Source organism: Kocuria oceani (assembly GCF_029524215.1).
In the GTDB taxonomy this organism is placed as follows: domain Bacteria; phylum Actinomycetota; class Actinomycetes; order Actinomycetales; family Micrococcaceae; genus Kocuria; species Kocuria oceani.
On sequence record NZ_JARAMH010000011.1, the window covers coordinates 115,348 to 141,312 of the forward strand.

General features: G+C 71.7%; 23 protein-coding genes. 11 read left to right on the plus strand and 12 right to left on the minus strand.

Features of this window, described 5'->3' with window-relative positions; translation table 11 throughout:
* Window positions 1-13: 13 nt before the first annotated feature.
* Window positions 14-3,193 (minus strand): DEAD/DEAH box helicase, encoded by a 3,180-nt coding sequence (locus PU704_RS12735; protein ID WP_277551609.1) that lies wholly within the window; start codon window positions 3,191-3,193, stop codon window positions 14-16.
* A 483-nt stretch (window positions 3,194-3,676) separates the two neighbouring features.
* Between PU704_RS12735 and PU704_RS12740 the strand changes: the two genes are divergently transcribed.
* The 3 genes from PU704_RS12740 to PU704_RS12750 all read left to right on the plus strand — a co-directional run bounded on the left by PU704_RS12740 (window position 3,677) and on the right by PU704_RS12750 (window position 6,010).
* Window positions 3,677-4,270, plus strand: coding sequence for an HNH endonuclease family protein (locus PU704_RS12740; protein WP_277551610.1), 594 nt, complete (start codon window positions 3,677-3,679; stop codon window positions 4,268-4,270).
* Window positions 4,271-4,427: 157 nt separating this feature from the next.
* Window positions 4,428-5,513, plus strand: coding sequence for an NAD(P)-dependent alcohol dehydrogenase (locus PU704_RS12745; RefSeq protein WP_277551611.1), 1,086 nt, complete (start codon window positions 4,428-4,430; stop codon window positions 5,511-5,513).
* Between the two features lie 2 nt (window positions 5,514-5,515).
* Window positions 5,516-6,010, plus strand: a complete 495-nt coding sequence (locus PU704_RS12750; protein ID WP_277551612.1) for an AraC family transcriptional regulator — start codon at window positions 5,516-5,518, stop codon at window positions 6,008-6,010.
* 20 nt (window positions 6,011-6,030) lie between these two features.
* Here PU704_RS12750 and nagA read toward each other — a convergent pair whose 3' ends face one another.
* The 7 genes from nagA to PU704_RS12785 are packed head-to-tail and all read right to left on the minus strand — an operon-like array spanning window position 6,031 to window position 13,371.
* Window positions 6,031-7,185, minus strand: coding sequence for an N-acetylglucosamine-6-phosphate deacetylase (gene nagA, locus PU704_RS12755; RefSeq protein WP_075871153.1), 1,155 nt, complete (start codon window positions 7,183-7,185; stop codon window positions 6,031-6,033).
* A complete protein-coding gene (gene nagB, locus PU704_RS12760; RefSeq protein ID WP_075871152.1) occupies window positions 7,182-7,967 on the minus strand; it encodes a glucosamine-6-phosphate deaminase in 786 nt (261 codons plus the stop codon). The genes nagA and nagB overlap by 4 nt, the downstream gene beginning before the upstream one ends.
* A gap of 41 nt (window positions 7,968-8,008) precedes the next feature.
* Window positions 8,009-9,538 (minus strand): sodium:solute symporter, encoded by a 1,530-nt coding sequence (locus PU704_RS12765; protein WP_277551613.1) that lies wholly within the window; start codon window positions 9,536-9,538, stop codon window positions 8,009-8,011.
* Entirely contained in the window at window positions 9,538-10,755 is a 1,218-nt protein-coding gene (locus PU704_RS12770; protein WP_277551614.1) for an anhydro-N-acetylmuramic acid kinase, read from the minus strand. Before PU704_RS12770 ends, PU704_RS12765 begins: the two co-directional genes overlap by 1 nt.
* Window positions 10,752-11,672 (minus strand): N-acetylmuramic acid 6-phosphate etherase, encoded by a 921-nt coding sequence (murQ, locus tag PU704_RS12775; protein ID WP_277551615.1) that lies wholly within the window; start codon window positions 11,670-11,672, stop codon window positions 10,752-10,754. Before murQ ends, PU704_RS12770 begins: the two co-directional genes overlap by 4 nt.
* A complete protein-coding gene (locus tag PU704_RS12780; protein ID WP_277551616.1) occupies window positions 11,669-12,634 on the minus strand; it encodes an N-acetylglucosamine kinase in 966 nt (321 codons plus the stop codon). Before PU704_RS12780 ends, murQ begins: the two co-directional genes overlap by 4 nt.
* Window positions 12,631-13,371: a GntR family transcriptional regulator gene (locus PU704_RS12785; protein ID WP_277551617.1), complete on the minus strand. Its 741-nt coding sequence runs from the start codon at window positions 13,369-13,371 to the stop codon at window positions 12,631-12,633. Before PU704_RS12785 ends, PU704_RS12780 begins: the two co-directional genes overlap by 4 nt.
* Window positions 13,372-13,538: 167 nt before the next feature.
* On the opposite strand from PU704_RS12785, the gene yczE reads away from it, so the two are divergent.
* Both yczE and PU704_RS12795 read left to right on the plus strand, forming a co-directional pair.
* Window positions 13,539-14,177 (plus strand): membrane protein YczE, encoded by a 639-nt coding sequence (yczE, locus tag PU704_RS12790; protein WP_277551618.1) that lies wholly within the window; start codon window positions 13,539-13,541, stop codon window positions 14,175-14,177.
* A 185-nt stretch (window positions 14,178-14,362) separates the two neighbouring features.
* On the plus strand, window positions 14,363-15,241 hold the full coding sequence (locus tag PU704_RS12795) for a serine hydrolase (protein ID WP_277551619.1): 879 nt from the start codon (window positions 14,363-14,365) through the stop codon (window positions 15,239-15,241).
* A gap of 111 nt (window positions 15,242-15,352) precedes the next feature.
* On the opposite strand, the gene PU704_RS12800 is transcribed toward PU704_RS12795, so the two are convergent.
* On the minus strand, window positions 15,353-15,790 hold the full coding sequence (locus tag PU704_RS12800) for a hypothetical protein (protein ID WP_277551620.1): 438 nt from the start codon (window positions 15,788-15,790) through the stop codon (window positions 15,353-15,355).
* A 98-nt stretch (window positions 15,791-15,888) separates the two neighbouring features.
* Window positions 15,889-17,274, minus strand: coding sequence for a hypothetical protein (locus PU704_RS12805; protein ID WP_277551621.1), 1,386 nt, complete (start codon window positions 17,272-17,274; stop codon window positions 15,889-15,891).
* Between the two features lie 138 nt (window positions 17,275-17,412).
* On the opposite strand from PU704_RS12805, the gene PU704_RS12810 reads away from it, so the two are divergent.
* The 4 genes from PU704_RS12810 (at window position 17,413) to PU704_RS12825 (ending at window position 22,613) form a co-directional block, all read left to right on the plus strand.
* On the plus strand, window positions 17,413-18,303 hold the full coding sequence (locus tag PU704_RS12810; RefSeq protein WP_277551622.1) for an ATP-binding cassette domain-containing protein: 891 nt from the start codon (window positions 17,413-17,415) through the stop codon (window positions 18,301-18,303).
* The gene (locus PU704_RS12815) at window positions 18,300-19,073 is read left to right on the plus strand and encodes an ABC transporter ATP-binding protein (RefSeq protein WP_277551623.1); all 774 of its coding nucleotides are present in this window, start codon (window positions 18,300-18,302) and stop codon (window positions 19,071-19,073) included. Before PU704_RS12810 ends, PU704_RS12815 begins: the two co-directional genes overlap by 4 nt.
* A gap of 166 nt (window positions 19,074-19,239) precedes the next feature.
* On the plus strand, window positions 19,240-20,796 hold the full coding sequence (locus PU704_RS12820) for an ABC transporter substrate-binding protein (RefSeq protein ID WP_277551624.1): 1,557 nt from the start codon (window positions 19,240-19,242) through the stop codon (window positions 20,794-20,796).
* Window positions 20,793-22,613 carry an ABC transporter permease subunit gene (locus tag PU704_RS12825; protein ID WP_277551625.1) on the plus strand — a complete coding sequence of 607 codons (1,821 nt, stop codon included), beginning with the start codon at window positions 20,793-20,795 and terminating at the stop codon, window positions 22,611-22,613. Before PU704_RS12820 ends, PU704_RS12825 begins: the two co-directional genes overlap by 4 nt.
* 195 nt (window positions 22,614-22,808) lie before the next feature.
* On the opposite strand, the gene ykgO is transcribed toward PU704_RS12825, so the two are convergent.
* Entirely contained in the window at window positions 22,809-22,931 is a 123-nt protein-coding gene (ykgO, locus tag PU704_RS12830) for a type B 50S ribosomal protein L36 (protein WP_026544400.1), read from the minus strand.
* A gap of 75 nt (window positions 22,932-23,006) precedes the next feature.
* Complete coding sequence (locus PU704_RS12835) at window positions 23,007-24,125, minus strand: GTP-binding protein (RefSeq protein WP_075871143.1); 1,119 nt, start codon at window positions 24,123-24,125, stop codon at window positions 23,007-23,009.
* 96 nt (window positions 24,126-24,221) lie between these two features.
* On the opposite strand from PU704_RS12835, the gene PU704_RS12840 reads away from it, so the two are divergent.
* Together PU704_RS12840 and PU704_RS12845 are read left to right on the plus strand one after the other, a co-directional pair.
* Window positions 24,222-25,046, plus strand: coding sequence for a metal ABC transporter ATP-binding protein (locus PU704_RS12840; RefSeq protein ID WP_047803262.1), 825 nt, complete (start codon window positions 24,222-24,224; stop codon window positions 25,044-25,046).
* Entirely contained in the window at window positions 25,043-25,963 is a 921-nt protein-coding gene (locus PU704_RS12845; RefSeq protein ID WP_075871141.1) for a metal ABC transporter permease, read from the plus strand. Before PU704_RS12840 ends, PU704_RS12845 begins: the two co-directional genes overlap by 4 nt.
* Window positions 25,964-25,965: the final 2 nt, after the last annotated feature.

The following is a 25,965-nucleotide window of genomic DNA, read 5'->3' on the forward strand; positions in this document are numbered from 1 at the left end:
GCCGTCCGCACCTCTAACTGAGCGGCGCTACCGTGCTCGCTGCGGAAAACACCGTGGTGGGCATTGGGCGCCGCAGTTTCCAGACGATCGACATGGGCTTGGATCCTTCGTGCGATACGTAGTCGACAGGACCCAAAAACACATATGGCGAGGTGCCCGCCTCCTGCGTCGGAGATTCGCGGACGAACAGCATGATGTGGCTGTCTTGCGCGGTGTGGTGCTGATACCGCTGTCCCGCTGCGGACTCCGGAGTGGTCTGGTTCTGCGACTCCCAGTGGAAGAGCGTCTCAGAGATCGCATAGTCCTTATACATGGTGTTGGGCGAGAAGTCCTTCTCCGACTTGTGGAGCGTGACGAGAAGCGCCTCACAGCGGGATGACGGAATCCAGGACACTCCTTCGCGCACGGTGCCGGGAGTGCGTTGTCCCTCTTCCCCCATGCCCAAACCGGCCAGAAGCTCTTCCCGGGTGTAGTGCGCATGGGTTTGCAGGGGGATGTCGGCATACCCATTACCCAGCGGTCGCGGTAGGTTGCGCGCGTTGTCAGCGGTGACGTCGATGAGCTGCGTCAGCTCGTTCCGCAGGATGGCGTGGGATCGCAGCAGATGGAGACCGATTTCCAGGTCGCCCGGCCCGCCGCTTTTCGGGCCTTGCGGCCAGAAGGAGTAGTAAAGCATGCGTGCCATTCGCTGCTCCCTGAGCGGCAGAGACAATACCGGCGGTGCAGCCAATTGAAGTAGGAGCTCATAGGACCGGAGGCGGGCAGGGTCATCCACATTGAGAAATGCCTTGGCGCGCTGCAACAAAGTAAGGACTTCAACCTCCTGATCTGCGGTGGGCCACAGCACATCGGGGACCAATCCACCGGCACGACGGAGGGTGTTCCAGGTTGTCGGCCGACCATCGAACTTGTTTCTCCGGTAGATGTCCGAGGCCTCCGAGAGGGAATCCGTCAGGTACTGACGCAGGGTGTACGACTCAGGCGCCGGTTGCTGCGCTGCCAGGTCCTTAATCTCGTCAATCACCTGCCTTGTGGTTAGGCGTAGCTGCCGCTTGACGTTGTTGAGCACCACGGACTGGGCGACCGTATCGAAGACGATCTGCGTGCCAGAGGGGAGAAAGGAAAAGCCGTCTTCCAAGTCCTTGGCCAGACGCGTCCGGCTCGACCCCGTTACGGCTCGGTATTTAAGATCGAATCGGAACTCTCGGTGCTGAAACCCAATGAAGTCCAAAACGGTCAGTACCGGCTTGTCGGGAGCCAGTCGTAGACCACGTCCCAGTTGTTGCAGGAATAACGTGGAGGATTGCGTCGGTCGCAGCATGAGAATGGTATCGACTTGCGGAATATCGAGACCCTCATTGAACAGATCGACGGCAAAGACGGCGCGTACTTCTCCACGCTGCAGCGCCTTAAGCACAGACCGTCGCTCGTCGCTGGAACTCTCTCCAGACAGTGCCGCGGACGGCAGTCCGGACGCTGTGAACTTACGCGCCATGTACTCCGCATGTTTGACGGAGACGCAGAAGCCGATTGCTTTCATCCGGTGCGGATCGAGCACCTTGTCGTTGAGGGCCTGCAGGACCTTGGCCGTGCGTGCGTCATTGCCCGTGTACACGGCATCCAGTTCTTTGTCCTCGTACCGACCCCGCCGGAACTGAAGTGAAGACAGGTCGACGCCGTCTGAGACACCGAAGTAGTGGAACGGCGTCAGCAACTGCTGATCGAGGGCATCCCACAGGCGCAGTTCGCTGGCAATGCGGCCTCCAAAAAACTTCTCTGCGACGTTGACGCCGTCGCCGCGCTCTGGCGTAGCGGTGAGGCCGAGGAGTTCCTGAGGTTGGAAGTGCTCAATGATCTTGCGGTAGGTCGGAGCGTCGGCATGGTGGAACTCGTCGATGACCACCACGTCAAAGGACTCAGGCGCGAAGCGGTCCAGGCTCTTGGCATTGAGGGATTGAATCGACGCAAAGACGTGCTTGCCTCGTGCTGGCTGATAGCCGTCGACCATGAGTTCTCCGAAAGCGCCGTCACGCAGCACCGTGGCATAGGTCTGACGCGCCTGCTCGAGAATCTCTCGGCGGTGAGCCACAAAAAGCAGCGAGAGCTCGTTGAGGGCGCCTGCCTGTAGCCGACGATAGTCCAAGGCTGCGACGATGGTTTTCCCCGTGCCTGTCGCGGCGACCACGAGATTCCGGTGGCGGTCGTGAATGATACGCTCGGCCTCCAACTCCTGGAGCATTTGAGCTTGGTAGGGGTAGGGCTGGACATCCAGGTGCGCGATGGACACGTCCGAAGACATCCGCCCGCCGCCTTCAGCGAGGGCCCTCGCGAGACGCTCGCTGTCGTCGTCCGGGTTGTATTGCTCAAAGCTCTCCGACGCCCAGTAGCTTTCGAAGGTCGCCTCGAACTTTTGGAGGAGCGCCGGCGTCGCGACGGAGGAGAGGCGCACGTTCCACTCGAGGCCGTCGAGCATGGCGGCGTGCGACAGGTTCGAACTACCGACATAGGCCGTGCTGAAGCCGGTCTTGCGGTGAAACATCCACGCCTTAGCGTGGAGCCGCGTATTGCGGGTCTCGTAGCTGACACGAACTTCCGCGCCGTACTTGCGCGCCAGCGCGTTGATTGCCTTGGCATCGCTGGCACCCATGTAGACCGTGGTGAGTACCCGGAAAGGAACGCCACGGTCCTTCAAATCCTGCAGCTCCTTGTCCATGACGTGGAGCCCAGACCACTTCACAAAGGCGATCAGGAGATCCACCCGGTCGGCGCTTTCTAGCTCCTTCGCGATTTCCCGGCCCACTTGTGGCTCGTGGGGAGTGTTGGTGAGCAGTGCCGCGTCTGACAGGGGCGTTGCTGGCCTCTGCAAAGGCTTGCCGGCCTTTTGGGAGACGGCAATCAATTGGCGAGGACCTGGGGCAATGTAGAATGCTCCATCCGCTCCTTGGTCAAAAAGTTCAAGAATGCGATTCGCCTCGTCGACGCGATGCCCTGCTGGAACAGACTGCAGGTGCCTATGAATGCGATGCGCCAGGTAGCGGCTCAAGACATGGGGACTGTCCGCATCATCGACATCGTCGAGCGTCACCCTTTCGGGCGCCAACGTCGCTAGTTGCTGAGTAAGCTGCTCATCCTCGAGATGCTCGTACAAACCGGGTAAGAGTCGCTCGTTGGTAGTGGAGGGGATTGGGCGCATAGGCGCAGCCTAGATGCGATACATGGTCTGACTCCGTCGAGGACAGGCCTTCGAGTGTCGCGGCTACGGTGCCCGAACGGAATCTGGGAATTGCTCCAGTTCTGGTTTCCAGGGCCGGGTGATGTGCGTTGAGCGCTCATCCCGTAGTCGGGACGAGTCTGGGCACTTCCACCTATGCCATCCTGCAGATCGAGTCCGTAGCCAGTACGCACGGATGGCCACGCTCTAGGGCCACCGTGGAGGAATGTCCCCATAAGTGCGATCACGCACGGGGCGACACGTCACCGCTATTTGCAGTCGTAATGCGAAGATAGGAACACGCCCCCGACGGCGCCTCACCCCCCATTCTGGAGGCCCCCGATGCTTTTCGGACTTTTTTCCCGTGCCCGCACTGCTATTTCCTTATCGCCCGCTGCCGGTGGCCCGCACCGGGCGACCGCCGCCTCCGTGGTTGTGGCAGGACTGCTCCTCGCTGGTGGCGTGATGCCTGCAGAAGCCGCGGGTACCTACAGCGCCCCGTTGCGCACCGCGGTGAAGTCCCTGCCGGTGGCTGCGGAGAACAACGCCGGTTACGACCGGGATCGTCAGTTCGGGGACTGGAACGACGCGAACCGCGACTGCCAGAACACCCGGGCCGAGGTGCTGCAGAACGAGTCCAAGGTCAAAACCAGCTTCACCACCGCTAAGCGCTGCACCGTCAAGGGCGGGCGCTGGGTCACTACCTGGGACGGGCGCGTGCACACCTCAGCCACCACCGTGCAGATTGACCACACCGTCCCCGTCCACGAAGCGTGGGGCTCCGGGGCCCGGTACTGGACGAAGTCCAAGCGCGTGGCGTTCTACAACGACCTCGGGGACCACCGGGCCCTGAGCGCACAGACCTCCAAGCTCAACTCGGCCAAGCAGGCCCGCGGCCCCGAGGCCTGGATGCCGCCCAAGCACCGCTGCGCCTACATCGGGGAGTGGGTGGCAGTGAAGATCCGGTGGGGCCTCAAGGTAGACAGCGCCGAGAAGGCTGCACTGGCGCGGATTGCAGGCTCCTGCCCCAACGTCACTCTCACCGTCAGAAAAGCCTGATCGGCGAATGATGGCCGTTTCTGGGCGCCCTTCTCGCTGATTATCGGCGCGCTGGACACCTGCGTACCCAACACGGTGGAGCACCGGCGGAAGGCTGGGACGGTTCTCTTGGCCGCTTCGGCGAAGCGACCACCGCTGTATGGCATGGCCTGGAATCATGATCTCCACGACCACCCCGACCTCGAACACCCAGGAGAGCCCCATGGACGCCGTCGTCCTCGAACGCCAGCACGAGATCCAGGTCCGGCCCGTCCCCACGCTGCGCCCGGTGGGCCCAGGTGAGGTGCGCATCGGCGTGCACACCGTGGGCATCTGCGGCAGCGACATCCACTACTTCACGCACGGCCGGATCGGGCCCTACGTCGTCGAGGCCCCGATGGTCCTCGGGCATGAAGCCTCCGGCACGGTGCTGGAGGTGGGGGAGGGCGTGGACCACCTGGCCGTGGGGGACCGGGTCTGCATGGAGCCGGGCATCCCCAATCCGCGCTCGCGCGCCGCGCGGCTGGGCATGTACAACGTGGACCCGGACGTGCAGTTCTGGGCCACGCCCCCGGTGGACGGCTGCCTGCAGCCCGAGATCATCCACCCCGCCGACTTCACCTACCGGCTGCCCGAGCAGCTCTCGCTGGAGGAGGGCGCCCTGATCGAGCCCTTCGCGGTGGCGGTGCACGCGGTGACCAAGGCCGGCCTGTCGCCGGGCGACGTCGCGGTGGTGGTGGGCGCCGGCACCATCGGGGTGCTCACCGCCATCGCCGCCGCCGCGAGCGGGGCGTCCCGGGTGTACATCTCGGACGTGGCCCCGGAGAAGTTCGCCAAGATCGAGGCGTATCCGACCATCCACGCCGTGGACGTCTCCCGCCAGGACCTCCGCGAGGTGGTGCGCGAGGCCACCGACGGCTGGGGCGCGGACGTGGTCTTCGAGGCCAGCGGCAGCCCGCACGCGTTCGGCGACCTGTGGGAGATCCCCGCACCGGGCGGGACCGTGGTGCTGATCGGCATCCCGGTGGACCCGGTGCCGCTGGACGTCGCCGCCGCCCAGGCCCGGGAGCTGCGGATCGAGACCGTGTTCCGCTACGCCAACTCCTACCAGCGGGCCATCGAGCTCGCCGCGTCCCCGGCGGTGGACCTGGGCGCCCTGATCAGCGCCACGTATCCGTTCGAGGAGTCCGTGGCCGCCTTCGAGCGCGGCGCCGAGGGGCGGCCCACCGACACGAAGATCCAGATCCGGGTGGCCGGAGCCTGACCGTGGCTGCCGCCGCACGGAGCACGACGACGGAGGACCCCACCTCCCCGGTCCGGGAGCTGGTGATCCCGGACCCGTCGAGCTCCGTGCGGTGGCACGAGCACGACTGGCCCCACCCGCTGGCCCGCTGGCACTACCACCCCGAGGTGGAGGTGCACCTGATCCGGGAGTCCTCCGGGACGGTCATGGCCGGCGACTGGGCCGGGCCCTTCGGCCCCGGCCACCTCAGCATCATGGGCTCCCGCCTGCCCCACAACTGGATCTCCCACCCCAACGCGTTCTCGAGGCTGTTCGCCAAGGCCACCGGTGTGGGCTTCAACCGCACGGGCACCCGGATGCGGCTCACCGAGGCCTGCCGGCTGCTGCGCGGCACCGACCTGCCGGTCTCGGACATCTGCTACCGGGTGGGCTTCACCAACCTGTCCAACATCAACCGGCACTTCCGCGCCACCACGGGCACCACTCCGTCCCGGTACCGGCGGCTCGACGAGGTGTGAACCGAGCGGGGGCGTCGACGTCACGACTGCTCGTCGCACCGATGGCCGCGCCGCCAGACGGCACGCACCTGAAGGTCGTCATCGAGGGCCACCAGGTCGGCACGGGCCCCTGGGACCAGGCTGCCGAGGTCGTTTCGTCCGAGCAGGCGGGCCGGTGCTGCAGTCACCGCCGTGAGCGCCTCCTCGAGGGGGATGCCGACCTCGTGGACGGCGTACCGCACGGCCCGGTCCAGGGTCAGGGTGCTGCCGGCGATGGTGTCCTTGCCGGCCAGCGTCGCGCGGCCGTCGCGGACCTGTACCTGCAGCGGACCCAATCGGTACGCCCCGTCGGGTGCGCCCGCGGCCGCCATCGCGTCGGTGACCAGGACGAACCGGCCGGCTGCCTGCTCCATCGCCGTCCGCAGCACGGCCGGGTGCACGTGCACGCCGTCCGCGATCAGCTCGACCACGACCCGCTCCGACCGCAGCAGGGCCAGGGCGAGCCCGGGTTCGCGATGGTGGACGGCCCGCTCGGCGTTGAACAGATGGGTGGCCACGCTGACGCCGCTGCGGATGGCCTCGGACGCCTGGGCGTACGTCGCATCGCTGTGGCCCGCGGCGGCCACCACTCCGCGGCGGGTCAGCTCACGGACGGTGTCCAGGGCCCCGGGCCGCTCCGTGGCCAGGGTGACCATCCGCACGGCGCCCCGTCCCGCGTCGAGGACGCGTTCGACCTCGGCCCACACCGGGTCCCGCAGCAGCGTGGTGTCGTGGGCGCCGCAGTGGAGCTCCGACAACCACGGTCCCTCCAGGTGGATGCCGGCCAGCTCGTCCTCCTGGACCAGCCCGGCCAGGGACACCACCTGCTGCTCGAGCGCCTCGACCGTGTCAGTGACCAGGCTGGCCACGGAGGTGGTGGTCCCGTGCCGGCGGTGGGTGCGCAGCGCGGTCACCGCGGCGTCCGGCCCGTCGGTGTAGGCCGCGCCGCCTCCACCGTGCTGGTGCACGTCGACGAAGCCCGGCACCAGGGTGAGGCCGTCCAGGTGCTGGGCACGGTTCGGCGGAGTGCCGGCGCCTGTGCCCGTGATCCGCCCGGACGCGAACGAGATCCAGCCGGGCCGCAGGACGCCGTGGTCGTCCAGTACACGGTCCGCGGACAGGACCGCGGTGCCGTTGCTGCTCCCGGCCCGTGTCACAGGCCCTGCCAGGCGGGCTTGTTGCGGTAGGCGTCGCGGTAGTAGGCGGAGAGCTGCAGCCGGGAGGCCGCGGCCTCGTCCACGATCGCCGTGACGTGGGGGTGCAGTTGCAGGGCACTGCCCGGCCACATGGCCGTGACCGGTCCCTCCACCACCTGGTGGAGGGCCTCGGCCTTGGCACGTCCGCTGGCCAGCAGCACGAGGTGGCGTGCCTGCAGGATCGTGCCGATGCCCTGGGTGAGGCAGTGGTGTGGCACGGAGCCGATGTCGTCGCCGAAGTACCGGGCGTTGTCGCGCCGGGTCTGATCCGTGAGGGTCTTGATCCGGGTGCGCGCACCGAGGGAGGATCCGGGTTCGTTGAAGGCGATGTGGCCGTCCGAACCGACCCCGAGGATCTGCAGGTCGATGCCGCCGGCGTCCTGGATGGACCGTTCGTAGTCGGCGCACGCCCCGGGCAGGTCCGCGGCGAGGCCGTCCGGCCCCTGCACCCGCTCGCTGCGCAGATCGGTCGGCGTGACCACCTCGGTCTCGATCACGGTGCGGTATCGCTGCGGATGGTCCGCCGGGAGGCCGACGTACTCGTCCAGCAGGAACCCGCGGCACTGCGCGAGGGAGAGTTCATCGGTGGCGACCCGCCGGGCCAGTTCCCGGTACAGCTCCGACGGGCTGGACCCGGTGGCCAGGCCCAGTACCGCGTCCGGCTTCCTCTGCACGAGCGCACTGATGGCGTCGGCGGACACTTCTCCGACCGCGGCGGCGTCCGACACGATGACGACTTCCATAACGTTTCCCCTCACATGCTGCTTCGACGGACGCGCCCGGGTCAGTCCCGGGTTCCCACGGTGCTGGTCTCCGCCTGGGGGTTCGACGCGGCCTCACGTCCGTGGCGCAGCGACAGGAGTCCGCCGACGACCAGGCAGACGATCACGCCCGCCAGCGGGTACCACTGCCAGGCGAGCAGGACGTGCGGGACACCGTCCACGGCGAGCACCCACTTCTCCAGCACGAACAGGGTCATGGTCGTCGCCGCCGCGCAGACGAAGGCCACGTTGGCGTCCAGGGCACGGGCCCGCTTGTTGACCAGGCCGAGCACGAACGAACCGAGCAGAGCCCCGTAGGTGATGCCGGCGATCCCGAGCGCCAGGACCACGATGCTGCCCGAGTCGTCCTTGAAGAACGCCGCGGGAGCGATGAAGGCCAGGCCCCAGCCGACGGTGGCCCAGCGGCCGACCCGGAGTCCCTCACGGTCGGTGAGCGGGGTCTTCTTGAGCTGGGCGTAGACGTCGGTGACGGTGGAGGACGACAGCGCGCTGAGCGAGGACGACAGGGTGCTCATGGCGGCGGCGAGGATGGCGGCCAGGAGCAGGCCAGAGACCCCGGCCGGAAGGCCCTCCACGATGAACCTCGGGAACACCTCGTCGTTGCGGGTCAGGCCCAGCTGCTCGGGCGACTGCTGGTCGAAGAAGCCCCACAGCGCCAGGCCGACCGCCAGGAAGACGGCGAACTGGAAGAAGACCACCACCCCGGAGACGATGATCGCCTTCTGGGCCTCCGCCTTGCTGCGGCAGGCCAGCAACCGCTGCACGATGATCTGGTCGGCGCCGTGCGAGGCCATCGAGAAGATGGCGCCCCCGATGACCGACGGGATGAAGGTGGAGGCGTCGGTGAAGGGGTTGCCGGAGAGGACGAACATCTGGAGCTTGTCGGCGCCGGCCGCGTCACGGAGCCAGGTGAGCCCCATGCCGCTGGTGATCACGGCGATGGTGAGCAGGCCGCCGAACACGTACAGCAGCATCTGGACCACGTCGACCCAGACGACGGCGCGGATCCCGCCGATGAACGTGTAGGCGATCGTCACCACCGACAGGACCACGATGATCGTGAAGTAGCTGGTGTCGAGGCCGATGCCGTCGAAGATCAGCTTGAGCGGGATCGCGGCGGCCAGCACCCGGATCCCGTCCGCCAGGAGACGGGTGAACAGGAACGTGATGCCGGCGGTGGTCTGGGTGCTGCGGCCGAATCGTTTGCCCAGGTAGGCGTAGGCGGTGACCATCTCCCCGTCGTAGTAGCGCGGCAGCATCAGGTACGCCACCAGGATCCGGCCGAGCAGGTAGCCGAGGGCGACCTGGAGGAACGACACGTTGCCCAGGTAGCTCATCACCGGGATGCCGACCACGGTCAGCGCACTGGTCTCGGTGGCGACGATGGAGAGGCAGACGGCCCACCAGGGCAGGTTGCGCCCGCCCAGGAAGTAGTCGCTCAGGCCTTTCTGCTTGCCACTGAGCTTGAGTCCCAGGGCGGCGGTCGCGACCAGATAGAGGGCGATGACGGCCAGGTCCAGTACGTGCAGCATCACAGGTCTCCTTCGACTGATGTGGAGGGCTCGGGCCGAGTGGTCACCCGGAGTCGGTGGGGCAGGTGGGGCCGCGGTTCCGGCAGGATCAGCGGCCGTCTTCCCGGGGTGAGGCGACCGGCAGGTGTGGCACGGGACGCGCCCGTGCAGCTGGCCACGGTGGCGGGCAGGCCGTGCCAGGTGAGCCAGCCGAGCAGTGCCATCAGGGCGGCTTCCTTGGCGTCCCCGGGCAGGCCCGTGCTGTCGATCGGCTCCAGGACGACGCCGTCCCCCAGCGCTCGCCGCAGCTCGGTCATGAGCGCCGGGTTGTGGGTGCCTCCGCCCGAGACCACGGCACGGGTGACGCCGTGCCGGTGGCACTCCGCGGCCACCGTGAGCGCGGTCAGTCGCGTCACCGTGGCGATGACGTCGTGCGGGTCGAGGCCGGGACGGCTCGCCAGGGCGCGGTCGAGGTGCCCGGCGTGGAAGAGCTCCTTCCCGGTGGACTTGGGTGCGGGCTGTCGGTAGTAGGGCTCCGCAAGCAGGTCTTCGAGGAGCGGCTCGACGACGCGTCCCCGGCCGGCCAGGGCCCCGTCGCGGTCGATGCCGCGTGGGTCCCCGGTGATGCGCCGGGCCATGACGTCGATCAGTGCGTTGGCCGGGCCGGTGTCGTAGGCCACCGGGGGCGAACCGGGAGACAGGACCGTGATGTTGGCGATCCCACCGAGGTTCACCGCCGCGGTGGCTTCCGAGGCGTCCGCGAACAGCAGGGAGTCGAGCATGCTGGCCAGTGGGGCTCCCTGGCCGCCGGCGGCGACGTCACGGGCGCGCACGTCGGAGAGCACCGGGCACCCGGTGCGCTCCGCGATCCAGGCCGGCTGCCCGACCTGCAGGGTCCCCCGCACCACCCCGTCGGACAGGAGGTGCTGGACGGTCTGGCCGTGGGAGACGACCAGGTCGCAGTCGACCCGGTTGGCGTCGAGGATCCCCTGCACGGCGTCGGCGCTGAGGACGCCGAGCCGGCTGTCGACGTCGGCCACCAGGCTCAGGGGCACGGAGCCCAGCTCGAGCAGGCGCAGCAGGTCGCGGCCGAGGTCGGAGGGAAAGGGGACCTCGCCGTGGTCGAGCAGGTCCATGACCAGCTCGTCCCCGTCCTCCCCGCGGATCACGGAGAAGTCCACCAGTGCGACGTCCAGGGCGTCGGCGGAGGTCCCGGTCATCAGCCCGGTCACGATCATGACTGCTCACCCACCACGTGGCCCAGGTGCCCGCGGGCCGCCTCCAGGCGCGCCGCGGCCTCTGCGGCGGGCACCTGGAGCAGCAGGGCGGCGATCGCCGTCTTCGCGTGCCCGGACGCCTCGGCCAGGGCCCGGTCCGCTGCCTCGGACGACGCGCCGGTTGCCTCGACGACGATGCGGCGGGCCCGCTCCCGCAGCTTCTCGTTGGTGGCCACGACGTCGACCATCAGGGTGCCGTGCACCTTGCCCAGCTCGATCATCGTGATGGTCGAGAGCATGTTCAGCACCCGCTTCTGCGCCGTGCCGGCCTTGAGCCGGGTGGACCCGGTCACGAACTCCGGGCCGGTCAGCGTTTCGATCGGCTGGTCCACGGCCTCCGCGAGAGCCGTGCGGGCGTTGTTCGTGAGGCCCGCGGTGAACGCGCCCGCGGCACGGGCGGCCTCCATCCCGCCCAGCACATAGGGCGTCCGGCCCGAGGCGCTGATCCCGACCACCACGTCGTCCGGGCCGACGCGGGCCGCCCGGACGTCGCGGGCGCCGGCGTCACGGTCGTCCTCGGCGCCCTCGGCCGCCCGGGTGAGGGCGTCGTGCCCACCGGCGATGAGCGCGCGGACGACATCGGGGCCGACCCCGAAGGTCGGCAGGCACTCCGCGGCGTCCAGGACCGCGAGCCGGCCAGGGGTTCCCGCGCCCTGGTAGACCAGCCGTCCACCCGCACGCAGCCTCGACACGATGACTGTCAGGGCGGCGGTGATCTGTTCGGCGGCGGCCTCGACCGCCTCCGAGACGATGCGGTCGTTGGCGAGCTGGGCGGCCACCAGGTCAGCCGTCCCGAGCTCCTCCAGTCGCACCCCGGGTCGGGACGTCTCGGTGTCCAAGGCGGCCAGGTCTTCTCGGGGCCGTGGCGTGGGTGTCATCTCACGTCTCCTTCGTCGTGCCCGCAGGAAAGCATCCGGCGGTGCGGCAGGTCGGGGTCGGCGGCGATCAGATAGCCACCGCTGAGGGCATCGCCGTCGGCCGGCCGGCGGCTGATCCCAGGCAGCATCTGGTCCAGGTGCCGATCGAGGGGGTCGGTCAGCACCGGTCCGGCGTTCAGGAGCCCACCCGTCGTGGCGAGCTGCACCGGAGGGTCCAGGTGCGCGATGCGGACGGCTGCGGCCACCGACAGCGCGAGCTCGCGGGCCGCCTCGTCGCAGATCTTCTGAGACGCGTCGTCCCCGGACCGGGCCGCGGCGAACACGTCGCGGGCGAACGATGCGACCACGCGCGCGGGGTTTTCCGAGGCGTGCACCGTACGGGGCACCCGGCGCGGATCGCCCCATCGGGCGACTGTGCGGTCGAGCAGGACAGGGCTGCCGCCCCGGCCGTCGGCCTGTCGCAGCGCCTCGTCCAGCCCGGCGCGTCCGATGGCGTAGCCGCTGCCGGCGTCCCCGAGCAGGTAACCCCATCCGTCGACGAGGCTGTACGTGCCGTCGGCGGTCACGGCCAGGACGCTGACGCCGGTGCCCGCGGCGAGGACCACCCCCGCCTGCCCGGAGAGTGCGCCCGCGTGCGAGGTGATGGCGTCGCTCGTCACGATGACCTCCGCGCCGGGATACCGCGCGGCGAGCCCGGCTCGCAACAGGGGCGCGTGCTCGGCGGCGCTCAGGAGTCCTGCCAGGCCGGCCACCACCGTGTCCACAGGGCGTCCAGGGCAGGGGTGCGAGCTGCCTGATGCATCGGTGGCCTGTGCCATCCGCGACAGCGCCTGGTCGACGCCGCCCGGGTCGGCGATTCCTGACGCCCCGGGGGCCTCGCCGTGCCCGACCCGGTCGCCGTCGACCCACAGGCCCATCCGGCAGCCGGTCTTCCCGGCGTCGAAGACCAGCACGGTGCTCATCCGGTGGTCTCCTGCACGGGCGCAGCGGTCCGAGGCACCGTGAGCTCGGTGCGGATCTGGTACCGGTCGCCGCGGTAGATCGACCGCACGAACTCCACCACCGTGCCGTCCGCCGCCCACGAGGTCCGCTCGAACAGCAGCGCCGGTGAGTGGAGCGGAACACCCAGTTCTCGTGACTCCTCCTCGTCGGTCACCGTGGGCTGGATGGTCTGCACCCCGCGCGCGATGACTACGCCGTACCGCAGCCTCAGCAGTTCGTAGTAGGAGGCGTCCTCGAGATCGTCGACCGTCAGGCCGGGTACGACCGACTCCGGGACGTACAGCGTCTCGATGGACATCGGCTCCTCGTCGGCCAGCCGCAATCGGGTGGCGTGTACGACGTCGGCCGACGGCGAGACCTCCAGGCGTCGGCCGATCCGAGCCCCCGCCGCGCGGCGCTCGAAGGCCAGCATCCGGCTTCCCGGGCGCAGCCCCCGGGACAGCATGTCCTGTGTGAACGAGGTCGCGGCCAGTGCCGTGTCGAGCTTGGGGCCGACCGCGAAGACACCGGACCCCGGTCGCCGGCGCACCAGTCCGCCGGCCACCAGTTCGTCCGTGGCCCGGCGCAACGTCATCCGCGACACCCCCAGCTCCTGGGCCAGGTCGCGTTCGGTCGGCAGCTGTTCGCCGGCCGCCATGGAGTCGAGACGGTCCAACAGGTGGTCGCGGATCATGTGGTACTTGGTCACACCAGCCATTGAGCCAGCATCAGCCTCAAATAACAAGACCTTTGGTCTAAAAATATGGCCCACTGGTCGAGAAACATGACTGGACACTGTCGCTCATGAGGCCGTGGAGCGGCGCTCCTGCCGGCGGACCTGGTTCGGTGCGCCAGGTCCTCCGCGCCGGTGCGAGGATGGTCCGCATGTACTGGCGTCCGCGGAACCCGAACCGCTCGACCGACCGGCCGGGCCCGCGCCGGCTGCCCCGGCGGCTCGTGCAGCTCTACGCCGGCCTGGTGCTCTACGGCATCACCATGGCGCTGTTCGTGCGGGCGGAGCTCGGCGTCATCCCGTGGGACGTGCTCCACCAGGGGCTCTCCCGGCAGCTCGGGGTGAGCATGGGCACGGTCGTCATCGCCGTGAGCCTGCTGCTGCTCCTGCTGTGGATCCCGCTGCGCGAACGGCCCGGCATCGGCACCGTCAGCAACGCGGTGGTGGTGGGGCTGGTGCTCGACGCGACCCTGGCGGTGCTGCCCCCGGTCGAGTCGCTGCCGCTGCGGGTGTTGTTCGTGCTCGCCGGCGTGCTCCTCAACGCCGTGGCGACCGCCGCCTACATCGGCGTGCACCTGGGGCCCGGCCCGCGGGACGGACTGATGACCGGCCTGGTGCGGCGCACCGGAGGATCGGTGCTGATCGTGCGCACCTCGATCGAGGTGACCGTGGTGCTCGCCGGGTGGCTGCTCGGCGGCACCGTGGGCCTGGCCACGGTGCTCTACGCGCTGGCCATCGGACCGCTGGTCCAGGTGCTGATGCCCCGGATGAGCGTCCAGCTGGGCCGCTGACGTCGCCGCCCGAGTCGCAGGGACCGCGGCCCCTGTCGGTGCCGCGGTCCGGGGCGCCGGACCTACGGTGCCGAACGGACGATCCCCGCAAAGGGTGGCGGAGGATCGCCGTGGGGAACAGAATGGCCCTGCCGCCGGGGAACTGCCCCGGCCGCGCCTCGTCCGTGGGGGAACGGAGACGCACCATGCACCCAGGAACTCGATCACTCGCGCGCCGCAGCCCGTGGCCTGCCCGCCGGGGGCGCCTCACAGGGGCTCTCCTGGCGCTGCTCCTCGCACTGGCTGGTTCCGGCGCGGCCACCGCGGCGCCGTCCTCCGCCGTCGAGGCCACCGATCCGGCGGTCATCCGCCTCCAGGCTGATCTGCAGGTCCTGGCCGCCCAGGTGCCGGGGGAGCTGGGGCTCGTGCTCCTCGACCCGGCCGGTGCGGAGGTGGTGTCCCGCAACCCGGACCGCTCCTTCACCAGCGCCAGCCTGTACAAGCTCTTCCTGGCCCATGCGGTCCTCGACCGGGTGGACCAGGGCCAGATCGCGCTGACGGACACCGTGCCGGGCACGACCTTCACGGTCCGGGAGGCCGTGGAGCGGATGATCACCTGGTCGGACAACGTCTCCGGCGCCGCCCTCGGGCGATGGCTGGGGTGGCACGAGGTCCAGGCGTTCGCCCAGGGGCAGAGCTTCGAGTCCACGACCTACGACCCCGACACCGGGGTGGCGGGGACCGTGGCCATGACCACCACGCCGGACGACGTCGCCGACTTCCTCGACCGGCTGCGGACGGGCGAGCTGCTCGCCGAGCCGTCGACCACCCTGCTGCTCGGCTTCCTCACGGCCCAGGAGCTGGACTACGCCCTGTCCACGGGACTGTCCCCGGACGTGGAGTTCGCGCACAAGACCGGCCTGCTGATCCAGGTCTCGCACGACGCCGGGCTCGTCCGGCTGAACGGCAAGGAGTACGTGGTGGCCGTGCTGACGGACGGCTGGTCCGGCTACGACGACGCCAGGCCCTGGTTCCGGACGGCCGGGCAGGCGATCGACGCCTACGTGCACGCGGCCACGGTCTGACCTGTCCCCGTCCGGCGCTCGCCGGATGCGGCGGCGCTCGACCGGCACCCCGGCCCGTCGCCGGGCCGGGTGGGCGTGACCGCAGGCCCGCCCGCGACAGCCGGGGCGGTCTCAGCCGCGACGGATCCTGGGCGCCGGGGTGGTGCCGCAGGTCGCCGCCCGGAGCGCCGACGGCAGGACGCGGTCCGGCTGCAGGATCTGCTGCGGGCCCCCGGCGCGCAGCCACTCCCGCAGGGCGTGGAACCGGCGGTGGTCCTCCAGGCCGCTGAACCACGCGAGCGGGCCGATCTGATCGTTGGGGCCGTCGCGGCGGGCCACGGCGGCCACGCAGGCCAGTTCGCACCGTCCCAGGCAGGGTGAGTTGATGAGCACGGCCCCGGGGGTGGCCCTGATGGTCGAAACGATCTGCTGCTCGTGGTCCTCTCCGTCGGCCAGGCGGCGCAGGCCTGCGCAGCGGGATCCGGTGCACCAGGCGAGCACCGGTCCGCTGGCGTCGGCCGGGGTCCTGTTCTTCAGCGCCCTCCGGGGGCGGGCTGTGCGGCGTGACATGGGTGGCTCCTTCCGAGGCCGTGGCGGCCGGTGGTCACCTGGTGGGCGCCCGTCGTCGTGGTCCGGCTGACGGGCGCCCCTGTCAGGAACGCGTCGGCTCAGTGGTCGTGACCCTCGTGGGCGTCCCCTGCGTGGTCGTGGTCCTCGTGCCCGACCTCCGCGGTGGCGGGGGACTCGGGCTCGCCGTCGACCACGGCGATCTCGGTGGGCGTCTCGGGCAGGTCGAAGCTGTCCACCACGGTGCCGGCGGCGATGTCCACCACGTGCAGCTTCTGCGCCGCGGCGTCGGTGACGTAGGCGCGGTCCCCGGCGACCTTGACGGCCGGGCCGGGCTCCTGCCACTCCTCGGGCTCCTCCCAGGGCTCGACGACGGCGACCTCGTGCAGCACGTCCCCGGTGTCGGCGTCGAGGATGTTCAGCTGCCCGTCGTAGGTGAGCACGAGGGCCTCGCCCTCGGGCCCGCGGGCCAGGGAGCGGAACCAGTAGGCCGAGCCGACGTCGACCGTGCGGATCTCATCGGTGCGGGTGTCGATCAGCCCGATCCGGGTGGGGCGCTCCTGCTCGGCGTCCGCGTCGGTCTTGTAGTCGGCCAGCACGACCGGGGAGCCGTGGGAGCCGAACTGGTTGCCCGAGCGCTGGTAGTCCTCCTGGACGGCGACCTTGTGGAAGGCGCCGTCGCGGTAGACCACCGGGCCGTTCTCGCAGCCCAGGGAGATCACGTCGCCCTGCGCGGTGGGGGCGGCCGCGGCCTCGCCGTGCACCCCGGGGCAGTCGGTGGTCTCGGCCACGACCTCGCCCGCGGGCGTCACGACCTGGACGGTGTCGCGGCTCTCCTCGGTGCCCTGGGTGAGCAGCAGGTTCCCGTCCGTCAGCGGTACGGCCACGCCGTGGTGGGCCGCCTCGGTGGCGTGGCGCTCCACCTCGCCGTCCTCCACGGAGCCGTCGGAGAAGGCGGTGGAGTCCAGGACCTGGATGGCTCCGCTGCCGTCGGCGAACAGCGCGGTCTTCCCCTCGTGCACCACCACGTGCGCGGCCTCGGGGGCCTCGAGGGTGGTGTCCGTGAGGGCGGGGGCCTGCTCGTAGTAGTGGGAGTGGCCGCCGTGGGCCTGGTCGATCAGCCCGGTGTCGAAGAGCCGGAAGACGTCGCTGTCGCTGACCAGCACGTGCCGGCCGTCCCCGGCGTTGTTCAGCCGCAGGAAGCCCTCGTGCTCGGTGGTCCCGAGGATCTCCCCGGACTCGGCGTCGAGGGTCATCAGGCCGCCGTCGTAGCTCAGCACCACGCGGGGCGTGAGGGAGGCGACCTCCTGGCGTTCCGCCGAACCGCCCGAGGCGGACGGGGAGCTCGAGGCCTCGGCCGGGGTCGTCGCGGCGGCGGAGTTCTCGGCGGCGGGCTCGGCCTCGGCCGTGCCGGGGGAGCAGGCGGACAGCGCCAGCGCGGCGACGACGAGTCCGGAGAAGGTCAGGGTGCGGGACGATGTGTGCATGCTCGAACCATAGACGAGAATGATACCCATTCTCAATAAACATCGACGACGGATCGAGGCCGGTCGGCGTGCCGTTGTAAACTGCGAATGATAATCATTACTGTGAGACAGTTGACGAGTGCGACCCGAGGAGAGAGCGTGCGCAGTGCCGCCCGTGTGGAGGTGGGGGACCTCGAGGTCTCCGTGGCCGGACAGCCGTTGCTGCACCGAGTGGACCTCCGGGTGCAGCCCGGGCAGCGGGTGGCCCTGCTCGGGGCCTCGGGCTCGGGCAAGTCCCTGACGGTGCTGGCGCTGCTGGGACTGCTGGGGCCCCAGTTCCGCGTGCAGGGCACGCTGCGGGTCGACGGCCGTGAGCTGCCCTGGCGCCAGGCGCCGGGCCGGCGCCCCGGCATGGCGGCGGTCTTCCAGGACTCCCAGGCCGCGCTGAACCCCGTGGTGCGCCTGGACCGGCAGCTGCTGCCCGCCGTGGCCCGCCGCCGCCGGACCGGTGCGGCGGAGGCCGGCCGGGTCGTGGCGGAGCTGCTCCGCGAGGTCGGCTTCGAGGACCCCGAGCGGATCCTGCACGCCCATCCCTCCCAGCTCTCGGGCGGGCAGCGGCAGCGCGTGTGCCTGGCCCTGGCCATGGCCGCGTCACCGGACCTGCTGGTGGCCGACGAACCCACCACGGCCCTGGACATGATCAGTCAGCGCCAGGTCGTCGAGGCCCTGCGCCGCTGCACGGGGCCGGGGCGCAGCGCGCTGCTGTTCATCACCCACGACCTCGCGGTCGCCGCCGACCTCTGCGACGCGGTCGTGGTCCTGGAGCAGGGGCGGGTCGTGGAGGCCGGCCCGATGCAGCAGGTGCTCCGATCGCCCCGGGCGGCGTTCACCGCGGCCCTGGTCGCGGCCGCCCGCGCCGGCCTCCGGCCCGCCGCGGCCCCGCAGGAGCGGAACCTCCGCCCCGGTCTCCGACCCGTCGTGGCCCCGCAGGAGCCAGAACTCCGCACCGGCTCCCGGCCCGTCGCCGCACCGCTGGGCGCGGCCTCGTGACCCGGCCGGCAGGGCCGACGACGCTGCGCGGCACCGGACTCACCCGGACCTACCGGACCCGCTCCGGGGAGGTGACCGCGGTGTCCGGGGTCGACCTCGAGGTGCGCGAGGGCGAGGCGCTGGGCGTGGTGGGCCCCTCCGGATCGGGCAAGTCCACGCTGCTGTCCCTGCTCCTGGCCGTGGAGCGCCCGGACCGGGGTGAGGTCCTCTTCGACGACATGCCCCTGATCGGCCGGCAACGGATCCGGCGGGCCCGGCAGGCCGTGCAGTACGTTCCGCAGGATCCGGCGTCGAGCCTCGATCCGCGGCGCAGCGTCGAGCGCCAGCTGCTCGAACCGCTCCGGCGCTTCCGCGTCCCCGGCGACCACCAGCGCCTGGTCCGGGACGCCCTGGAGCAGGTCGGCCTCGGCGCCGAGCACCTGGACAGACGCGCCCACGAACTCTCCGGCGGCCAGGCCCAGCGCGTGGCCATCGCCCGGGCGCTGGTGACCCGCCCCCGGATCCTGCTGGCCGACGAGGCGGTCAGCGGCCTCGACCTGCCGCTGCGCAACCAGGTGCTGGAGCTGCTGCAGGACCAGCACGTCCGCAGAGGTCTGGGGCTGCTGTTCATCTCCCACGACCTCACCGCGGTCCGTTCCCTGTGCGAGCGCGCCCTGGTGCTCGACCGCGGACGGGTGGTGGAGGAGAGCCCGGCCGGCCGGCTCCTCGAGAGCCCCCGGCACCCGATCACCCAGGAGCTGGTGGACGCCGTCCCGCGGCTGCCCGCCTGAGCCCCCGTGCCCTGCCGGCCGTCACCTCGTGGGTCCCGCTGACCCCGCTCGCCCTGCTCCTCGCCGCCGCCCCGCCGCGGGTCCTGCCCGCGCTCCGCGCCCCTCAGCTGTCCGCTTCCCCGACCACCGCACGATCCACCGACCACCACGCCGAAAGGGCTTCCTGATGCCTCCTCGCTCCTCCGTTCCCACCCCCTGCCCCTCCCGCCGGGCCACCGGTCTCGGGCTGGCCGCCGTGAGCCTGCTGCTGCTCACCGGCTGCTTCGCCGATGGCTCCGGCGGGTCGTCCGCGGAGGGTGCCGGTGCCTCCTCCGACGCCCGGGTCGCACTCGCCATGCTCCAGCCGCCGCGCTCGGGGCTGTCCCCGCTCAGCGACGACGCGTTCAAGCTCTCCCGCTGGTCCACCGCCGAGACCCTGGTCCGGCTGGACGAGGCCGGGGACGCCCAGCCGATGCTGGCCACCGCGTGGGAGCAGGTCGACGACACCACCTGGTCCTTCACGATCCGCGACGGGGTCACCTTCCACGACGGCACCGAGCTCACCGCCGAGAACGTCGCCGCCTCCCTGGACCGGGCCGTGACGGCCGAGCCGGCCCCGCGCATTCTCGACGGGGTGGAGATGTCCGTGGCGGCGGAGGGCGACACCGTGCGGGTCACCACCGCCGAGACCGACCCGCTGGTCCCGCAGCGCCTGTCCAGCCCGCAGCTGTCCGTCCTCGCCCCGGCCGCCTACGAAGGGACCGCGGTGGACCCGGTGGGCCACGGCACCGGGCCGTTCGAGCTCACCGCGGTCGACGGCACCTCCGGCGCCACCCTGGAGCGCTACGAGGACCACTGGGACGGCGCCGCGGCCGCGGCCGGCATCGACGTGTCCTTCGTGCCCGACGGCACCGCCCGGGCGGCCGCGTTGCGCACCGGGGAGGCCGACGTCGTCGAGGCCGTGCCGGTGGGCCAGGCCGCCCAGGTCGAGGAGGACCTCCTGGAGGAGGTGCCGATGCCGCGCACGAACACCCTGTACCTCAATACCGAGGACGGCCCGTTCGCCGATCCCGCCCTGCGGGCGGCGGCGCGGGAGGCCCTCGACCCGCAGGGCGTCGTGGACGGGGTCTACGAGGGCCGGGCCGACGTGGCCGCCGGCCTGCTCGGCCCCGCGCTTCCCTACGCGGCGGCCGGCCGGGACACCGACGAGTACCGGCAGGTCCTGGAGGGCCGGGCGCAGGCCGCGGACCCGCAGGGCCGGAGGATCACCATCGGCACCTTCACCGACCGGGCCGAGCTGCCCGAGGTGGCCGTCCAGCTCCAGCAGCAGCTGAAGGCGGCCGGGTTCGAGGTCGAGCTGGAGGTGCGCGAGTACCAGTACATCGAGACCGACGCCCTGGACGGGGCCTTCGACGCCTTCATCCTCTCGCGGGCCACGGTGCTCGACTCGGGCGACCCGGTGGCCTACATGGTCAGCGACTTCGGCTGCGAGGGCTCGTTCAACATCTCCCAGTTCTGCTCCGAGACCGTCGACGACGCCCTCGCCGCGGCCGAGCGGACCGCGCCGGGTGAGGAGCGCCAGCGGGCGATCATGGCCGCCGAGGCGGCGATCCTCGCCGAGGACGCCGCGATCCCCATGCTCCACGAGCGGGTCATCCAGGGCGAGCAGAGCGGCGTGGCGGGCGCGGTGCGCGACCCGCGCGAACGCGAGCTGATCACCGCCGAGACCACCGTCGCCGAGTGAGCCGACGGGGATGGGCGGCGGCCCTGCTCTCCCGCGCGGCGGCCTTCGCCGCCGTGGTCGTGCTGATCGGCGCCCTGCCGTGGCTGTCGGGCAACAGCCCGGAGTACACGGTCCTGCGCGCCCGCTACGCCGACCGGCCGGCCACCCCCGAGGTGCTCGCCCAGATCCGCACCGAGCTGGGCCTGGACGGTGGCCCGGTGGCCGTCTTCGCCGACTGGGCCTCCGGAGTGCTCACCGGGGACTTCGGGACCTCCTGGATCAGCGGCCGCCCGGTCCTGCCCGGGGTCCTGGACGCCCTCGGCGTCTCCCTGACCCTGATGGGCGCCGCGCTGGCCGTCGCGCTGGTCGTGGCCGCTCTGGCGTGCGTCCCCACCGTGGTGAACGGGCTGGCCGGGCGCCCCTCCCGCGGGGCCGGGGCGGCGGCGGCCGCGCTGACCGCGCTGCCGGAGTTCCTGCTGGCCTCCGTGCTGCTGGTCGTCGTGGCGGTGTGGTGGGGCTGGCTGCCGCCCTACGGGTGGGCCGGCCCCGAGCACGTGGTGCTGCCGGCCCTGGCCCTGGGCCTGCCGGCGGGCGGGCTGATCGGGCGGCTGCTCAGCACCGCCCTGGCCGGAGCCTTCACCGAGCGCTGGGTGCACACCTGGGCCGTGGCCGGGCACTCCCGGGCCCGGATCGCCGCGGCCGCCGCGCGCCGGGCGCTGCCCGGGGTGATCGGGCAGATCGCCCTCGTCGTCGTCGGGCTCACCGGCGGCGCCGTGCCGGTCGAGGAGGTCTTCGCGATCCCCGGTCTGGGCCGGACCCTGCTTGGGGCCGCCGCCTCCCAGGACATCCCCGCCCTGCAGGCCGGGGTCCTGCTGCTGCTCGTCCTCGCCGCGGTCCTGGGCGCCCTGGCCGCCCTGATCCGCCGGTCGCTGCTGGGCCCGGCCGCCCGGTCCGGGGACCTGCCCGTCCCCGGGCCCCCGGCGGGCCGGGGGCGGTCGTGGTGGGTGGTCCCGCTCGTCTCGGGGGCCCTGCTGCTGACCCTGGTCGTGGCCGGGCTGTTCCGGGACCCCTACACCTCCGCCCACGCCCGGCTCGAGGCGCCCTCCTGGGCGCTGCCGCTGGGGGCCGACGCCTCCGGGCGGGACGTGCTGGCCCGGGTGGGCCACGGTGCCCTGGACACCCTGGGCCTGGCCCTGCTCGTGGTCGCCGCCTGCCTGGTCATCGGCCTCGTCGTCGGAACGGCCGGGGTGTGGTCCACCGGCCCGGTGGAGGTCACCAACGCGGCGCCGCCGATCATCGCCGGCATTCTCGTCGTGGCGGTGGCCGGCCCCTCGGCGGCCGGAGCCGCCCTGGCCGTCACCCTGGTCAGCTGGGCGCCCTTGGCCGCCCACACCGCCGCCCTCGTCGCCGAGATCTCGGCCCGGCCCTACGTCCGGGTGCTGCCCCTGCTCGGCGCGGGCCGGGCCCGCATCCTGGCCGGCACCGTCCTGCCCACCCTGCTGCCGGAGGTGACCCGGCACGCGATCCTGCGCCTGCCCGGCACCGCCCTGGCCATCGCCGGCCTCGGCTTCCTCGGCCTGGGGCAGCAGCCGCCGGCCCCGGAGTGGGGGCTGCTGCTGGCCGAGGGCATCGGCTACGTCGAGCGCGCCCCCTGGACGGTACTCGGTCCCGCCGCCGCCCTGGTGCTCGCCTCCGTGCTGGCCGTCTCCCTCTCCAGCGCCGACGTCGCGAGACGGGCGACCCATGACGGGGTGGGAACCGCCGCCACGGTTCCCGATCCGGACCCCGGCCGGGAGCTCGTGGGTTCCGCCGCGCCGGCGGGGTCGTCGGGCGGCTGAGCGCACCGGGGCCGCCGTGCCTGGGGGCACGGTGCCGGGCCTGCCGGTGCGTGCGGTGGGTCCGGCGTCCTGACGGCCGGCACCGGCGGCTCACGACGGGCGGGCTCACCGGGTCGCGGCATCCCGCCGACGACGAACGGCCGCTGCCGGACCGAGGTCCGGCAGCGGCCGTTCGTCGTCGTGAGGTTCCCCGGCTCAGCCCTGACGGGCCTTCATCCGCGGGTTCTTCTTGTTGATCACGAAGGTGCGGCCGCGGCGGCGGACCACCTGGGCGCCGGGGACCTTCTTCAGGGCGCGCAGCGAGTTGCGTACTTTCATTCGTTCCTCCTGGTGGTGCTGGTGGTGGTGCTGGTGGTCGGTCCGGTGGCGGGGTCCGGCACGGGCCCCTCGCGGTCAGTTCGGCGAGCTGATGCCGAACGGGTCGGTCAGTCCGGTGATCCCGGACCGCAGCTCCTCCTCCGTGAGCTGGCACGCGGTGAGCAGCGCGGTCATCTCGGCCGCGTCCAGGTCCGCGCCGGTGGCGGCCAGCACCGTGGCGTGCTCGGCTGGGCCGGCCGGCACCAGGTCCGCGCCGGCAGCGTCCGTGCCGGCCCCGTGCGCATCACGGAACCCGGGCCGGGGCTCCACCGGCCACGGCCCGGCGTTCTCCAGCCAGACCCGCGGACCGATCCCCTGGACGAGGATGCGGTGCTCCGGGACCACCGCCAGGCAGACGTGCCCGCGCAGCCAGCAGCAGCCCGCGGCCAGGGCGGACAGCGCGTGCCGGAAGCGCTCCGGGTGCAGCGGGCGCTCCACCCGGTGCACCACGGTGCTGAACGGTGAGGACGGCGCGCCCCGGGGCGGTTCCAGGCATCCGGAGGCAGCGCGGTGCAGGGCCTCGGCGGGACGGTGCCGTCCCGGGCGGACCTCCGCACCGTGCTCGACGACGTCCGCGTGCCGGGCCAGCTCCCGCAGCAGCTGGACGCCGCGGGCGCGCTGCTCGGCGTCGACGGGCACCAGGTCGGGGTCCGCCAGCAGCACCGTGTCGGCGAAGGCCAGCTCCTCGACGAGGAACTCCCCGCAGGTGCGCTCGTCCCCGTCCACGGCGGTGCAGCCAGCCTCCGCGAGGGTCTGTCCGTCCCAGATCCGGTCCTCCACCGCGGCCGGGGAGCAGGCGAGCACCGCCGACTCCACGACCGGCGGCCGGTCCAGCAGGTGCTGCAGGGCGCGGGTCGCCGTGGCGGCCGGCACCCCCGGCGACAGGCCCACGACCACGTGCTCCGCCCCGGCCTCCTGCAGGCGCGCGAGGGCCGGGACGAGGTCGAGGCGGACGGCGCAGCTGGGGCAGCCGTGCTCCAGCGGGGTCGTCTCCCGCTGGGCGGCGAAGCCCGGCCGGAGCGTCCGGCGGACCACCGTGCCGTCGTCGAGCAGGTCCTGCAGCACCACCACGGCGCGGGGGAGGGCCTCCGCGAGGGACGCGCAGGCACGCCCGCGGCTGAGGGCGTCCAGGGAACTGACCGTGACAAGGCGCATGCCCGCCACCTTACATAAGAACCATTCTCAAACAAAGGAGACCTGCCGGTCGCCGGCGAATTGACCATCGTTCTCATTTTCTTGAGAATGGGTCTCATGAAACTGCGATCCACGCCGGCGGCCCCGGCTCCGGGGAACGGCCCGGCCATCCGCACGGAGGGCCTCACCGTGGCGTTCGGCGCCACGCCGGTGTTGCGCGGGGTGGACCTGTCCGTGGCCGACGGCGAGGCCGTCGCCCTGATGGGCGGCAACGGCTCGGGCAAGTCGACGTTCCTCAAGGCCCTGCTCGGCATCGTGCCCGTCGCGTCCGGTGAGGCCCGGCTGTTCGGCGCCGACGTCACCGCCCGCCGGACCGTGCCGTGGTCGAGCATCGGCTACGTCCCGCAGCGCGTCGGCGTCGGCGCCGGGGTGCCGGCCACGGCGCTGGAGGTCGTGTCCGCGGGGCTGACGGGCCACCGGCGGCTGCGCCCGGGCGCCGGCGCCCGGCGGGTCTGCCTCGACGCGCTCGAGCAGGTCGGCCTGGCCGACCGGGCGCGCGAGAGCGTGGCGATCTTCTCCGGCGGCCAGCAGCAGCGGGTGCTCATCGCCCGGGCGCTCGTGCGGCGCCCACGGCTGCTGCTGCTGGACGAGCCGCTGTCCGGGGTGGACCAGGTCTCCAAGGAGGCCATGGCCCGCATCCTGGCGCGGCTGCAGGCCGACGGCACCACGCTGCTCGTCGTGCTGCACGAGCTCGGCGAGCTGGCCCCGCTGCTGGACCGCGCCGTGGTGCTGCGCCACGGGCACATCGTCCACGACGGCAGCCCCCCGCGGCCGGCCCCGGGGCACGACGCCCCCGACCACGAGCACCTGCACCCGCACGGGGACGAGCCCGCCGCCGTTCCCGCCGCCCCCGATCTCCACGGAAAGCCGCAGCGACCATGATCGAGACCTTCACCGCCATGCTGGCCAGTCCCCTGATGCAGCGCGGCCTGCTGATCGCCGTGCTGGTCGGGGTGTCCGCGCCGGTGATCGGCACCTACCTCGTGCAGCGGCGCCTGGCCCTGCTCGGGGACGGCATCGGCCACGTGGCCCTCACCGGGGTGGCCATGGGCTGGCTGGCCGGCTCCGCGGCCGGGCTCACCGCGCACGACGCCCTGGCCGTGCCCGGGGCGGTGGTCGCGGCCGTCGTGGGCGCGGTGCTCATCGAGGTCATGCGCACCCGGGGGCGCACCAGCGGCGACGTCGCGCTGGCCCTGCTGTTCTACGGCGGCATCGCCGGCGGAGTGCTGCTGATCGGGCTGGCCGGCGGGACCTCGGCGAACCTCACCGGCTACCTCTTCGGCTCCATCGCCACGGTCACCACCCTGGACGTCTGGCTCACCGCCGGACTGGCCGCGGTGGTCCTCGGCGTCGGGCTGGGCCTGCGCCCGGCCCTGTTCTCCCTGTGCCACGACGAGGAGTTCGCCCTCGCCACGGGGCTGCCGGTCCGGGCCCTGAACATCCTGGTGGCCGTCATGGCCGCCCTCACCGTCTCCGTGTCGATGCGCGTGGTCGGCGTCCTGCTGGTCTCCGCGGTGATGATCGTGCCGGTCGCCGTCGCCCAGCTGCTCACCCGCTCGTTCGCCGGCACCATGGGCACGGCCATGGCCGTGGGGGCCGCGGTGTGCGTGACGGGCCTGTCCATCACCTACTTCCAGCCCCTGTCCCCGGGCGCCATGATCGTGGTGCTGGCCATCGGCTGCTACGTGCTCGCCCTGCTCGTCCGCCCCCTCCTGGGGCGCGTGCGGCCCCACGGCGGGCCCCACGGTGCTGAGGGCGCCCACCACGCCGAGGACGACCTCCAGCTGAGAGGAGCATGACC